Annotated in this window: 13 protein-coding genes; 6 read left to right on the forward strand and 7 right to left on the reverse strand. The window is 67.9% G+C overall.

Annotation, left to right across the window (positions count from 1 at the left end; all coding sequences use genetic code 11):
* Positions 1-56: 56 nt before the first annotated feature.
* The 7 genes from glmM to eccCb all read right to left on the reverse strand — a co-directional run bounded on the left by glmM (position 57) and on the right by eccCb (position 6,987).
* A complete protein-coding gene (glmM, locus tag DYZ02_RS05015) occupies positions 57-1,400 on the reverse strand; it encodes a phosphoglucosamine mutase (protein WP_115685263.1) in 1,344 nt (447 codons plus the stop codon).
* Positions 1,401-1,513: 113 nt separating this feature from the next.
* On the reverse strand, positions 1,514-2,062 hold the full coding sequence (rpsI, locus tag DYZ02_RS05020; protein WP_115685264.1) for a 30S ribosomal protein S9: 549 nt from the start codon (positions 2,060-2,062) through the stop codon (positions 1,514-1,516).
* Positions 2,062-2,505: a 50S ribosomal protein L13 gene (rplM, locus tag DYZ02_RS05025; protein ID WP_115685265.1), complete on the reverse strand. Its 444-nt coding sequence runs from the start codon at positions 2,503-2,505 to the stop codon at positions 2,062-2,064. The genes rpsI and rplM overlap by 1 nt, the downstream gene beginning before the upstream one ends.
* 392 nt (positions 2,506-2,897) lie before the next feature.
* Positions 2,898-3,182 carry a WXG100 family type VII secretion target gene (locus DYZ02_RS05030; protein ID WP_115685266.1) on the reverse strand — a complete coding sequence of 95 codons (285 nt, stop codon included), beginning with the start codon at positions 3,180-3,182 and terminating at the stop codon, positions 2,898-2,900.
* Positions 3,183-3,223: 41 nt separating this feature from the next.
* Complete coding sequence (locus DYZ02_RS05035) at positions 3,224-3,535, reverse strand: WXG100 family type VII secretion target (protein ID WP_115685267.1); 312 nt, start codon at positions 3,533-3,535, stop codon at positions 3,224-3,226.
* 177 nt (positions 3,536-3,712) lie between these two features.
* Positions 3,713-4,678: a type VII secretion-associated protein gene (locus DYZ02_RS05040; RefSeq protein ID WP_115685268.1), complete on the reverse strand. Its 966-nt coding sequence runs from the start codon at positions 4,676-4,678 to the stop codon at positions 3,713-3,715.
* Positions 4,675-6,987 carry a type VII secretion protein EccCb gene (gene eccCb, locus DYZ02_RS05045; protein WP_245945664.1) on the reverse strand — a complete coding sequence of 771 codons (2,313 nt, stop codon included), beginning with the start codon at positions 6,985-6,987 and terminating at the stop codon, positions 4,675-4,677. Before eccCb ends, DYZ02_RS05040 begins: the two co-directional genes overlap by 4 nt.
* A gap of 47 nt (positions 6,988-7,034) precedes the next feature.
* On the opposite strand from eccCb, the gene DYZ02_RS05050 reads away from it, so the two are divergent.
* From DYZ02_RS05050 to DYZ02_RS05070, 6 genes are all read left to right on the forward strand, one after another.
* Positions 7,035-8,537 carry a recombinase family protein gene (locus DYZ02_RS05050; protein WP_115685269.1) on the forward strand — a complete coding sequence of 501 codons (1,503 nt, stop codon included), beginning with the start codon at positions 7,035-7,037 and terminating at the stop codon, positions 8,535-8,537.
* A 214-nt stretch (positions 8,538-8,751) separates the two neighbouring features.
* Positions 8,752-8,991, forward strand: a complete 240-nt coding sequence (locus DYZ02_RS05055; protein ID WP_115685270.1) for a hypothetical protein — start codon at positions 8,752-8,754, stop codon at positions 8,989-8,991.
* A gap of 3 nt (positions 8,992-8,994) precedes the next feature.
* On the forward strand, positions 8,995-9,174 hold the full coding sequence (locus DYZ02_RS11220; protein ID WP_147291479.1) for a hypothetical protein: 180 nt from the start codon (positions 8,995-8,997) through the stop codon (positions 9,172-9,174).
* Positions 9,175-9,381, forward strand: coding sequence for a hypothetical protein (locus tag DYZ02_RS05060; protein ID WP_115685271.1), 207 nt, complete (start codon positions 9,175-9,177; stop codon positions 9,379-9,381). It begins immediately after the preceding gene.
* Entirely contained in the window at positions 9,372-9,791 is a 420-nt protein-coding gene (locus tag DYZ02_RS05065) for a hypothetical protein (protein ID WP_115685272.1), read from the forward strand. The genes DYZ02_RS05060 and DYZ02_RS05065 overlap by 10 nt, the downstream gene beginning before the upstream one ends.
* Before the next feature lie 109 nt (positions 9,792-9,900).
* On the forward strand, positions 9,901-12,267 hold the full coding sequence (locus DYZ02_RS05070) for a bifunctional DNA primase/polymerase (protein ID WP_181896894.1): 2,367 nt from the start codon (positions 9,901-9,903) through the stop codon (positions 12,265-12,267).
* Positions 12,268-13,155: the final 888 nt, after the last annotated feature.

Consider the following 13,155-nt stretch of genomic DNA (forward strand, 5'->3'; position numbering starts at 1 on the left):
CCCCGGTTCCCCCGCCGCCCCGGAAAAATTCCGGCGGGGTGTTCCACCCCCGGAACCTACACGGCCGCAACGACCGCCGCCAGCCGGCCGGCCACCTTCCGCGCCACCTCGGAATCCGAGGCCTCGACCATGACGCGGAACAGCTCCTCCGTGCCGGAGGGGCGCAGCAGCACGCGGCCGGTGTCGCCGAGCTCGGATTCGGCGGTGGCGATGGCGGTGCGCACGTTCTCGTCCTCCAGGATCAGCGTCTTGTTGGACACCGGGACGTTGATGAGTACCTGGGGCAGGACGGTCATGACGTCGGCAAGCTGCTTCAGGCTCTTGCCCGTCTCCGCCATGCGCGCCATGAGCATGAGGCCCGAGAGGGTGCCGTCGCCGGTGGTCGCGTGCGCCGGCACGACGATGTGGCCGGACTGCTCGCCGCCGAGCGAGTAATCCCCGCGGCCGAGCTCCTCGAGGACGTAGCGGTCCCCCACCTTCGTCTCCTTGATCGTGATGCCCTCGCGTCGCATCGCGATCTTTAGGCCCAGGTTGCTCATCACGGTGGCGACCAGGGTGTTCTCGTGCAGGCTCGACTTCTCCTTCATCCCCGTCGCGAGGATCGCCATGATCTGGTCGCCGTCGACGATGTTGCCCTCCGCGTCCACAGCCAGGCAGCGGTCCGCGTCGCCGTCGTGGGCGAGCCCGATGTCGGCGCCGTGCTCCACCACGGCCGCCTGGATCTTGTCCATGTGGGTCGAGCCGGAGCCGTCGTTGATGTTGAAAGCGTTGGGCTGGTTGAAGATCGGCACCACCTCCGCGCCCGCCGCGGCGTAGGCCTTGGGGGCGACGACCGAGGCAGCGCCGTTCGCGCAGTCCACGACCACTTTAATCCCCGTCAGGTCGACGTTGATCGCGTCCTTCAGGTGCGCGAGGTAGCGTTCCTGGGCATCCAGAGATTCCTCGATCACGCGGCCGATGCCGGTGCCCGTCGGCCCCGTCTCGTCCAGGCCCTCCATCGCAGCCTCGATCCGGTCCTCCACATCGTCGGGAAGCTTCCTGCCGCCCGCGGAGAAGAACTTGATGCCGTTGTCCGGCATCGGGTTATGCGAGGCGGAGATCATCACCCCAATGTCGGCGCCGTAGTCGTCGGTGAGAAACGCCAGGCCCGGGGTCGGAATCACGCCGACGCGGAGCACGTCGACGCCTTTCGACGCCATCCCGGCCGCCATGGCCGCGGCCAGCATCTCCCCCGAGACGCGGGGGTCCCGGCCGATAATCGCGGTGGGTCGGCGCTTGCCCGTACCAGTCTTCTCCGTGAGCACCATCGCCGCCGCCGCACCCAGCTTCAGGGCGAGCGGGGCGGTGAGCACCTGGTTCGCGAGGCCGCGGACACCATCGGTTCCAAACAATCGAGTCATGGGCCCAATTATGCCCCACCGGGCGGACCTCCCCGACTGGGAGGACGGCCCGAAACGGCGAAAACCGCCCCACTGGGATCCAGCGGAGCGGCTGCGCGCGGCAGGAAAAGCGATTAACGCTTGGAGTACTGCGGTGCGCGGCGGGCCTTGTGCAGACCGGCCTTCTTGCGCTCGACGGCGCGGGCGTCACGGGTGAGCAGGCCGGCCTTCTTCAGGGTCGGGCGCTCAGCCGGGTTGTAGACGTTCAGCGCACGCGCGATGGCGAGACGAAGGGCACCGGCCTGGCCGGTCGGGCCGCCACCGTTGATGGTGGCCTTGATGTTGAACTGGCCCTCGCGCTCGAGCAGGGTCAGCGGGGTGAGGATGTCCTGCTGGTGCAGCTTGTTCGGGAAGTAGTCCTCGAACTCGCGGCCGTTGACCACGATCTTGCCCTCGCCCTCGGTGACGGTGACGCGGGCGATGGCGCGCTTGCGGCGGCCGACGGTCTGGATCGGGCCCTCGTGCAGGGACACGGGCTCGACGGCCTGCTCGTCCTCGGCGTCGACGGCCGGTGCGACGGCGTCACCAATGGTGTAGTTGAACTCCTCGGTAGCGGCGGTGGCTGCCTCGATGTCGGTGGCAGCGCCGAGGGTCTCTTCTGCGTAGTTGTTCGGTTCGGTCATTACTGAGCCACCTGCTTGAACTCGAAGGTTTCCGGCTTCTGAGCGGCGTAGGGGTGCTCGGAGCCGACGAAGACGTGAAGCTTCTTGATGGACTGGCGGGAGAGGCGGTTGTGCGGCATCATGCCGCGCACTGCCTCCTCGATAACGCGATCCGGACGCTCATCAAGCGCACGACCCAGGGTCATGGACTTCAGACCACCCGGGTAGCCGGAGTGGCGGTAGCGCATCTCGCGGTCGCGCTTGTTGGAGGAGATGTGGACCTTGTCGGCGTTGATCACGATGACGTGGTCGCCGGTGTCGACGTTCGGTGCGAACTGCGGCTTGTGCTTGCCACGCAGGATATCCGCTGCGGTGGAAGCAAGCTTGCCCAGCACCACGTCGGTGGCGTCGATGACGTACCACTTGCGGGTGATGTCACCGCTCTTCGGGTGGTAAGTAGACATGCATGACTCCTTAAAGTCTGTCTAGTGAGCTGCCGGCCAGACGATCGCGTGTCCGCCGCACCCGACGGCGGCCGGTGGAGACCCGACGGGTGGCGCGCCCGGGGGCGCTGAAACACACAGGTGTCAAAGGTTACTCCGCGCGGGCGGCGATCTCCAAAACGCGTGAGCGCCCCCGGTGCAGTGCCCGGGTGCCGCATCACGCGGCCCCCGTCCCCCCGCACTGCAGCGGCGGCGTTCAGGATGTCCCCCGACATCGTTTCTTCAGTGTGGTCTCGTTGTGGTGCCGGATGCCCCTGCTCCCCCAAGCAGGGCGCTGCGGCGCGGTTCGGCGTGGCGGCGTCCACCCCCGTGATCAGCCCGCCGGCCGCACCGTGGCGTTGTACCGGCTGGTCTCAGCCCCAGCTCGCCGCTGCGGCGGCGTTGACGGCCTGCATGCGGCTGTTGCCCTCCTCCACGGTGGAGGCGATGGTCTTGAGGATGGTGTTGAGCTCCTCGGCCGCCTGGTCCCACTTCTGCTGGTGGGCGGCGTACGCCTCGGCGGCGTCGCCTTCCCAGGTGGAGACCATGGGCTGGAGCATGGCCTCCAGGTCGGCGAGCTGGCCCGCGATCTTGGCCGCGGAGGCGTCCATGTCCTGGGCCGCGCCGGAGAGCTGGCCGAAACCGTACTTGATTTCCATGTTCGTTCCTTTCTAGTCGTGTCTTTGGTGGAGAGCCCGGGTTAGAGCGCCAGGCCGGCGGAGATGGAGCGGAAGTCGTCGGTGTTGGAGGCGTCGACGCCCTCGAAGTTGGTGGCGTTGTCACGGATGTTGACAGCGATGGCGCCCAGGGCCTCGCCGAGGCGCCGCTGCGCGTCGTCGTAACGCACCATGAGGTCGTCGAAGCTGCGCTGCGCCTCGCCGCTCCAGAAGGAGCGGGTGGACTCGGCGACCTGCTGGACGCGGTCGATCTCGATGTTGACGTTGCTGTTCGTTTCGTCGACGCGCTCTGCGGCCGAGCGCATCACGTCGGCTTCTGTCTTGAACTGTCCCATGGGACGTCCCCCCTTGTTCGTTGTGTTTGTGCTGTTGAGGCGGCGGTTTCCGAGAGGCCGCGGCGGCGCGGTCCATCCGCCCAGCCAACCTCGCACCCGTCTTAGACTGCGAAACTTGCGCGGCGGTTCCCTCGCGGCGCACATTTCTTTTTCGCACGCGCCCGGGCTGCGTCACAGCTACGTCACGGAGTCCACCGCCTCCGGGTCGTAGTCGGCGGAGTCCATCGCCATGCGGCAGGTCGCCTGCTGCACGGTCGTCGGCGCAGAGCGCGTGTGACAGCCGACGAAGAGCTGGTGGCCCGCGTCCGCCCACGTGCGCCAGAGCGCTTCTGAGCCGTCGGGGGCGGTCTCCAGGTAGGTGATCGCTGCCCCGTCGTTGCTGACGAGCTCCACCTCCGGATCCGCCTCGATGTCGCGCAGCACCTGCGCCGCCATCTCCTCGGCGGGAAGTTCGTAGAGGTTGTCAACGGCGAGCTGCAAGCGGAAATTCGGGTCGGCGCCGGTCGCCCGCCACATCTGCCCGTCGGGCTCGACGCGGAAACCCGGCGGCAGCTCGACGCTGAGCCCCTGCCTCACAACAACGACGGAGGGAGCCCGCACGCTTGACGACGCCACCGGCGGCGCTACCGCCGAACCCGGCGCGCTCCCGGCGACGTCTGCGGGGGCCTGCGGCGCGGCCGCATCCTCCCCGCCCGGCGCGACGGTTGCCCAGATCGCTCCCGCGACCACTGCGGTGACGGCAACCACCCCCGCCCCCAGCACCCACGCTCCGTTGCCGTCGATCCACCGGCCGACGCCCTCGAGGACAGAGGGAGGAGCGCTCGGCCGGGTGATGACCACCGTCTCCTCCTCCGCCCGGAGCGGTGGCACCACGGGGTGGCGCTGCGCGGGCCGCTCGGCGGTGAGAACGACGTCGTAGCCCGCCAGCGCCCGGTCGAGCTTCTCCACGTCCTCCTCGGCTCCGATGATGTGCACCCCGGCGCCACCGGGGTTGGGGCCGAGCAGGTTGCGCACGTAGCTCGCCACCTCGGCCGGGGAGGGGCGATCGTAGCGGTGGACGTTGGTCAACCCCTCGAAGATGGCACCGGCCTCGGTCAGCGTGATGGTGACCAGCGGGTCCGCTCCCGCCGCAGGCGCGTTCACAGGCGCCCTCCTTCCTCGTAGGGGGCCGCCACCTGGACGGTGCCGACCACATCGCTTCCCCGCACGAGCGTCGCCCGCCCGGGGCGGTGCGGGCCGGGTTTGATCCCGAAGACGGTGCCCTCGTCGCGGTTTCCGTCGAAGAGCAGCACCTCCGGCGACAGGTCCCTGAAAGCGCCGAGGAACCCGCCGAACAGCGCGCGGGCCACGCCGCCGAACTTTCGGGCCACGACCAAGTGCAGTCCGACGTCGCGGGAGTGCGGCAACAGTGGCACGAGCGGGCGCAACGCGTCCTCGTCGAGAAGGTCGAGGTCGTCGATGACAACCCAGATGTCGGGGCCCTCCCACCACGAGCGGCTGGCGAGCTGCTCCGGCGTGACCTCCGCCCCGGGCAGGCGGCCGGACAATGTCACGGCCGCTGCGGCGAGCGCGTCGCGCGCCGCGGACGTCGACGCAGCGTAGGCGGCCACCATGTGTTCCGGGGCACGGCCCAGATGGGTGCGGCGCGGGTCCACAACCACCAGGCGGGCCTGCTCGCGCGGGGCCCGGCAGACGGCACCGATCGCGGTGGCGAGCAGCGTCGACTTGCCGCAGCCGCCCGTTCCCACCGCGAGCAGGTGCCCCGAGGCGCACGTCAGCGGCTCGAGTCCCGGGCCGCCGACGCCGAAGGGGAGGGCGCCCGGGTGGGCGTCGTAAAGCGTGCGGGCGGCGACGTGGCCGGGCAGAACCTTCAGCTGGGGCACGGGGTCCTGGTCCGCGGCGCGGGCGGCGACGTGGGCGATGTCCTGGTGGTGCGTCGCCGCGACGAGCATCGGGACCGCCTCCGGCGTCAGACCCCGGCCGGGCCGCGCCGGCAGGCTGGCCTGTGCCTTGCGGTCGAGCAGGGAATCGTGGGGCTCGGCGAGGCGCAGCTCGACTCTCGTACCGAAGAGGTCGCGCACGGCGGCGCGCATGGCGCTCCAGCGCTGCGACGTCGCGACGAGGTGGACTCCCGCCGCCGGACCGTCGGCGGCGATGCGGGTCAAAGGCTCGCGCAGGTCCGCCAGCGGGGAATCCGTCGCGGTCACCGCGTGCCACCCGTCGACGACGAGGACCGCGTGGCGCCCGGCGAGCTGCGCCGGGTTGTCCACGAATCCCCCGACCTCGTCCACGATGCGGCGCACCCTCTCCTCGTCCTCGCGCCCCGCCACCCCCGCCACGTGCGGCAGGCGGGCGAGGGCGGCGTGGTCGCCCGCGCCGGCGTCGATGACGTAGAAGGCGAGCTGGTCGGTCGTGTGGGTCGCCGCGAGCGAGGCCACGAGGGTGCGCACGGCCATCGATTTGCCCGTCTGCGGCCCGCCGACCACCGCGACGTGCCCGCCCGCCGAGGTCAGGTCCAGGACGAAGGCCCCCTGCCGCTGCCTGTAGGGCTCGTCGGTCACCCCCACCACGGCGCGCAGGAAACCGGACTCCTCGCACACCGCCGCGAGCTCAACCGCGTCCGGCAGGGGAGGCAGCCACACCGTGTGCGCGGACTGCCCCCGCTCCTGCGCCGTGCGGGCCGCCGCATCCACGACGGCGGAAAGAAGCGTCGCGGAGTCGTCCACGACCTCCTCCGTGTCCGGCCCCGCCCCCTCAGCCTCGTCCCACCCGTGGAAGGCCCTCACGCGGGCGGTCTCAGACGGGGCCCGCTTCTCGACGCGCCTGACCAGCGGCCCGGAGACGTATGCGGCCCGGAACCGCGTCAGCTCCCCGGGACCCGCTTTCAGGTATCCTGAGCCCGGCTCGGAGGGCAGCTCGTGCGCGTCAGGCACCCCGAGGACCTGGCGCGACTCGGCGGCGGAGAACGTCTTCAATCCGATCCTGTAGGACAGGTGCGCGTCAAGCCCGCGCAGCCGCCCCTCCTCGAGGCGCTGCGAGGCCAGCAGCAGGTGCACCCCGAGGGAGCGGCCCAACCGGCCCACCGCGACGAACAGGTCGGCGAAGTGCGGGTGCTGGCTGAGCAGCTCCGAGAATTCGTCGACCACGATGAGCAGGGAGGGCAACGGGTCCAGTTCTCCGGGGCGCTCCGCCCGGGCGGCCGCGTAATCGGTGACGTTGGCGAAGTTGCCCGCCGCCCGCAGCAGCTCCTGCCGGCGGTTCAGCTCCCCGGAGATGGCGTCGTACATGCGGTCGACGAGGATCGCCTCGTCCGCGAGGTTGGTGATCACCGCCGAGGTGTGCGGCAGGCCCTCGCAGCCGAGGAAGGTCGCGCCTCCCTTGAAGTCCACGAGGACGAGGTTCAGCTCGTCGGGCGAGTGCGTGGCGGCGAGCGCGACGACAAGGGTTCTCAAAAATTCGCTTTTAGCTGAACTTGTTTTGGCGTCCCTATAGTGAGGCCATGACAACCGAGCCCACCACCGCCCCTCGCGCCGTTATCTACGCCCGCATTTCGCTCGACCGCAAGGAAGAAGCGGGCGTAAAGCGCCAAGAAAAGGCATGCCGCGACCTCGCCGCCTCACGCGGCTACGTCGTCACCGATACCTACATCGACAATTCAGTTTCGGCCTACAGCGGCGCCACCCGCCCCGAGTATCAACGCTTGTTGCGCGACATAAAGGCAGGCCGTGTAGACAAGGTGCTCGCATGGCACCAAGACCGCTTGCACCGCCGCCTCACCGAGCTCAATGAGTACATCGACGTAGTTGCCCCACGCGGTGTGGACACCGAGACGGTCAACGGCGGCGCCATCGACCTAAGCGGGTCTAACGGGCGCATGATTGCGCAGATTATCGGCGCCGTCAGCGAGCAGGAATCACGCCACAAGTCGGAACGAATCAAGGCCGCTTTCGAGCAAATGAACCTCAACGGTGTGCCGTATGCGACCGGGCGGCGCACCTTTGGCTACAACCCCGAGCGCACCGCGCTAGTCGAGCCCGAGGCCGAGGCGCTGCGCCACGTTGCGGGCATGGTCATAGGCGGCGGCAGTCTCTACGGCGCCGCGCAGTGGCTCAACGAGCAGGGGTTTACCACCACGACGGGTAAGCCGTTCTACGGCGGGGCGGTGCGCGACCTGCTCACCAACCCACGGCTCGCCGGGTACGCCACGCACAACACGCTCGACACCCAAGGCAAGCGGCGCAAGTACAACCGCAAGGTTGTGGGCCGGGGACAGTGGCCCGTCATTTTCACCGAGGGCGAGCACGAGCAGCTCAAGGCCGTGCTCACCAACCCGGCGCGCACCGCCAACAAGGGCCGTGGGCACAAGCCCGAGCACCTCGGCAGCGGCATTTACCGGTGTGGCTGTAGCGCGTGCCTAGCCGAGCCCGATAACGCCCGCGTTATGTACGCGCGGTGGCGCAAGGACACGCTCGCAAGCGGCGCCGTCTACAAAAAGCGCGTCTATTACGCCAAGAGCAACGAGAACCTCACCAGCAAGGGGCATACCTCGCGGCTGGCCGACCCGGTAGACGACTACGTGACCGCAGCGGTGTTGGCACGGTTGTCTCGCCCCGACATGGCCGAGGCGATAGCGGCGGCCGAGGGCGACGACGCGGCGGCGGTGCTTACGACCAAGCGCACACAGTTGCGTGACCGGATAGCGGGCCTCGAGGCCGAGTTTATGGCGGGCAACCTCGACGCCGCGCAGTTCGGGAAGCTCAACAAAGCGTTGCTCACACAGCTCGCCGACCTTGACGCCGAGCTTGCCACCCGCGCCAACGACAACGCCGCGGTGGCCGCTATCACTACTGCGGGTGACGACGTGCGTGTGTGGTGGGCCACCGCCCCGCTCGAGCTCAAGCGTGCCCTCGTGGACGCGGTGGCACGGGTCTACATCGTGCCCGAGCGCACCGGCGTCAAGCGGTTCGACCCGGATAAGGTGCGAATCGAATGGAAAGTGTAGGGGCGGTGCGCTACGAGATTGGCTACAACTACCACCACATTAACTCGCCGGCTCAAAACCTCCTTTGACCTGCACATTTACCGTCGCCAATACCGGGCCATAGGGCCCGATAACTGGTACTACAGGTCATAGTAGCCGCCTCATTTCCCGCCGTTGCATGACGATTACGGGGCACCGCGCAACCCGGCGCGGGCCGAGACAAAGGAGCCCCGTCATGGCAACCACACTTCCCTACGTCCCGCCCAAGTTCACCGACGTGCGTTCACGGCTTGCCGTACTCGCACGCCGGGGCGGCAGCGGCACCGAGATAGCCGAGGCCCGCGCCGACCTCGCCGTTGTTCAGATGGTGCGCACCATCGACCACGCCACCAACAACGGCGCCCAGCTCGACCCCGCCCGGCTCGAGTACCTCAACGCCTACCTCTCGCACCGCCTCGCCAAGGCAGGTGCGTAAGCCGTGGACACACGAGCAATGACCCCCGAGCAGCACGCGGCCTACCTCAAGCTGCTGTTCGCCACGACCACCACCGTGCACGCCATTGCCACCGCGGCGGGGGCACCGCAGGCAAGCACCGAGTGCCGCGACCGGCTTGCCACGATCTACCGCGCCCACACACCCGCTAAGGCGGTGGGATAAGTGCCCCTGACAACGCTAAGCGCCGCCGAGGTCGTCACCGCCCGCGTACTCGCACGCCGCGGTGTGACCCTATTGCACGTCTCGACGCTGCTGCACAAGCCCTACGCCGAGGTGTTCGCCGCCGTGCGCGGCCTCGACTACCCCTACCCCGTCATGGGGCAGGCACCTGTAAACGACAACGGAAAGGACACCGACCCGTGGCCATAGACAACTTGACCCCCTACTACCTCATGCCCGGCACTCACGTCACCGTGTACGAAATCAAATCTCACCCGGCTTTAATCCACCGTCTCGTTATCGCGGGCCGGGGCGACGGGGTGTACCGAGCCTTTGGCCTCGACTTGCCCCCCGGTAGCGAGATTGGCGACGTCCGCCGTTGGCTGGGTGGCCGCCGCCTCAAGGGCTACCACTGGGAACATCACCCCGAGTTTCCCGAGACGCCCTACATCATCGAGCCCAGAGACGACGACGGCGTACGTATGCCACGCGGCTACCTCACCTCGCCGAGGCTGGCCAAGGCAACCGGCCGCGGGGTGCCCGTCAACAAGAACATTCAGCTTTTGGGCGAGCCCGCCGTCATGGACATCGCATATGTGGCCGAGCTGAACGGCGAATAAAACCCCCGCCGGGCATGAATCAGCGGGGGTTAACGCCACCATCAAACCAACCGAGAAAGTGACACGTCATATGGTAACTCACACACCGCGTCCCTCACGAGCGGACGCTTTGACCGACCTGCTGCGCACCGCGCCGCGGGTTGACCGGGCCACACGCGACGAGGTGCTCGCCTACGCCGCGGCGTTGCAGGGCCACGGCCTCGCCCTTATCCCCATCGAGCGCGGGGGAAAGAAGCCCGCGACCCCCAACGGGCTCAATAACGCCACCACCGAGCCGGGCGTGTTTAGCAGCCACTACCGCGACGGCATGAACCTCGCCGTTGTATTGGGCCCGAGCAAGCTCGTTATCGTGGACGCCGACACGCCCGCCGAGGTGGACGGGTGGCACACATGGCAGGCCCAAAACGGCACAAACATGCCGACGCCGACGGTACACAGCCCCGGCACCACTCGCGGGCACCACAGCGGCGGGCATTGGTGGATTGACGCCGCCGACACCAACGACGCCCTCGCCGAGGTCAAGGTGGGCGGCGCAACCGCCATGGCGGGCAACCGCTACGTGCTCCTGCCCGGCAGCGTGCGCGACGACGCCGCGGACCCCGCCAAGCCCGCCTACGTCGTCGCAGACGGCGGCCGGGTCTACACAGCGCGGGCGGCCCGCCCGGTTATCGACGCCGCCCGTGACAGGGCCCGCACCAGGGCCGAGGCCGCCGAGAAGCGCGACCACGCCAAGGCCGGGCGCGCAGACTCGTTTGCCACCTCGAATATCGACACGTGGGCCGAGGAAACCGACTGGCACGACCTGCTCGCCCCGGCCGGGTGGTTTATCACCGGCACCGACAACTGCGGGTGTGATATCTACCAAGCACCGGGGTGCCACAGCTCAACCAAGTCGGCCACGGCTCACAACGGCATGTGCGGCTACGCCGACAACGGCGGCGCGCTGCAGTTGTGGACGTCCAACCCACCGGACGAGCTCAAGGGCTACGAGCGCGTCTCAAAGTTTCAGTTCGTCGCCCTCACGCAGCACGGCGGTGACTACGCAGCGGCGCGCACCGCACTCGGTATCGCCGACGACATAGTTGGCGCATGCGACCTATCCGAGGTGGAGGTTGACCCCGACGCGCCCAACCCGTTTACCCACACCGCCGCTACAACCCGGCCCCGCGACCTCACGCGCGCTATCGACACCGGCGACGATAGTGAGCTGTGGGAGGCGACCAAGTGGCTCGCCGAGGTCAAGCGGTGGGCGTGGATTAAGCACGTTGACCCCTACGCCATGCTGCTCGTGGTGCTCTCCGAGGTCGCGCTACGGGTTGACCCGCGCGTTGTCATGGCGAACCCTGCAGACGCCTCGCTCAACCTCATTACCATGCTCGTGACCCCGCCCAGCGGTGGCAAGGGCACCACGACGAAAACGGCGCGCAAGCTCGTGACAAGCGCCATGCGCACCGAGTGGGAAATCCACGAGGGGCCGGGCTTTTCCGGTCAAGGTCTCGGTTCCTCGTTCGCATGGCGTAGCAAGACCGCCAAGCCCGATGGGTGGGTACCGCCTCGCATGCGCTTTGTCGAAAGTGAGGTAGCCAGCCTTACGGCGCTGGCAAGCGCCAAGAACTCGACCCACGTGCCGACACTTAACAAGTTCTTTATGGGTGAGGCCATGGGCGCGACCAACAGCGACGTCAAGACCTCGTGGCACGTGCCCGAGCACACCTACCGCGGCGTGCTCAACATCGAGGCCCAGGAAGAAACCGCCGCCCCGCTGCTCACCGGCGACGTCAAAGGCACCGGTTTCACCGCCCGCCTGCTCGTGGCCGTCCCCGAGCTCACCACAGCCGGGCGCAAGCTGTGGCGCGAACAGCGAGACGCCGGGGCGTTCGACACCAACGACGAACCGACGCCGGTTATCCGCGTCGCCGAACCGCAGCCGCCCATGCTGACCATGCAGACGACCAACAGGCGGCTGGCATTTCCCACCGCCCCCGAGGTCATACGCGCCATTGAGGACGCCAACCTACGCCTCAACGAGGGCGACGAACAGGCCGCACACGAGGGGCTGCGCCGCCGCAAGGTGGCAACACTCATGGCTATCGCTAGTGGCGAGTGGGAACTCACGCCGCGGTGGTGGCACCTCGCGGGCTACGTCATGGCCAACCACCGCGCAGTTATCACGCAGTGGCACGAGAAGTACGCCCGGCAGGCGCGCGACCGCAAGGTTGAGGCGGCGACCGCCGAGCTCGCCGTTAAGGCCGAGGCGGCCGAGAAGTTGCTACATCAGCGCGTTGACACCGCGGCGAAGTGGCTTAGCAAGCACGCCGGGGGCGAGGGCGTGCGGTTCTCCGAGCTCAAGCGCAACGGGCCCGCGAAGCGGTGGGATAGTGACACCCTCGAGGCCGTGCGCGAAGTGCTCGAGGGCGACCCGCAGTTCGAAGTGTTCGAGCAAAACAAGGGTTGGCGCGTCATTTTCACCGGATAGCCGCCGTGGTGTCCACCCCCCAAAAACCGTCCCCTACCTGCGCAAACACCGTGGGGGTGGACAGCGGCGGAGGGGTGGACACATCGAGGGGTGGACACCATCAACGGGAGCGTTTACACAGCTCACGCCCTATTTTTGCCCTCAAGAGGTGGACGGGTGGACGGGGTGGACAAGCCCCCTTTCCCCCGGTGGCCGAACACTACCCTTAGTATTTTTTTATATAAGAAATTATTAGGTGATATGGCAACGCTGTGGGGTTGAGGGGATTGGAGGGGCCCTATTGTCCACCCCGTCCACCCGTCCACCACATGGCACCCTAAAGATGTGTTGACCTGCTCGTTAACTAGACAACGGCACGTCCACCCCTCTCGAGTGTCCACCCCCCTCAAGTGTCCACCCCGTTGCGCTACAACCCGTAGGTTTCGTGAGTTGTCACTAAGCTTTCTCTTAGGTTTATGCACGCCTGCAAGGTTGCCCGAGCTGTGTGGACGCCGAGCACGTGGGCACGCCACTCATGCCAGCGTTGACGCTCGAGGCGAAATGAATAATCATTTATTCAATGCATGAACCGCCCCGCGACCGCGCCCGCGTCGTCGCCGGGGTGGGGGGCGGCTCCCCTTGCCGCCATTCCCTCTCCCCTACCGGTATTGGCAAACTGTTAGCCCGTAGACGAAACAATCCAGCCCGACACATAGGCCAAGGCGCCACCGCGTGCATAGAGCGTGCATAAAACCCGCTGTGTGGCCGCTCGCCCGGCGCCGTTTTCGCCCCCTCACGCGCCCGTAGACGCCCCCGCACCACCCCCCGCTGCCCCTCATTCACCTCTGACGCTGCCCACGACCCCCCCCGTGCAGACCTCTGCGGACGCCGCATCCTTTGACATAGCGC

The sequence above is a fragment of the Corynebacterium senegalense genome (assembly GCF_900411315.1).
In the GTDB taxonomy this organism is placed as follows: Bacteria; Actinomycetota; Actinomycetes; order Mycobacteriales; family Mycobacteriaceae; genus Corynebacterium; species Corynebacterium senegalense.

Coding starts and splice junctions, on each gene's coding strand:
- glmM (WP_115685263.1), bottom strand. CDS start 1,400: ATGACTCGATTGTTTGGAACCGATGGTGTCCGCGGCCTCGCGAACCAG.
- rpsI (WP_115685264.1), bottom strand. CDS start 2,062: ATGACCGAACCGAACAACTACGCAGAAGAGACCCTCGGCGCTGCCACC.
- rplM (WP_115685265.1), bottom strand. CDS start 2,505: ATGTCTACTTACCACCCGAAGAGCGGTGACATCACCCGCAAGTGGTAC.
- DYZ02_RS05030 (WP_115685266.1), bottom strand. CDS start 3,182: ATGGAAATCAAGTACGGTTTCGGCCAGCTCTCCGGCGCGGCCCAGGAC.
- DYZ02_RS05035 (WP_115685267.1), bottom strand. CDS start 3,535: ATGGGACAGTTCAAGACAGAAGCCGACGTGATGCGCTCGGCCGCAGAG.
- DYZ02_RS05050 (WP_115685269.1), top strand. CDS start 7,035: ATGACAACCGAGCCCACCACCGCCCCTCGCGCCGTTATCTACGCCCGC.
- DYZ02_RS05055 (WP_115685270.1), top strand. CDS start 8,752: ATGGCAACCACACTTCCCTACGTCCCGCCCAAGTTCACCGACGTGCGT.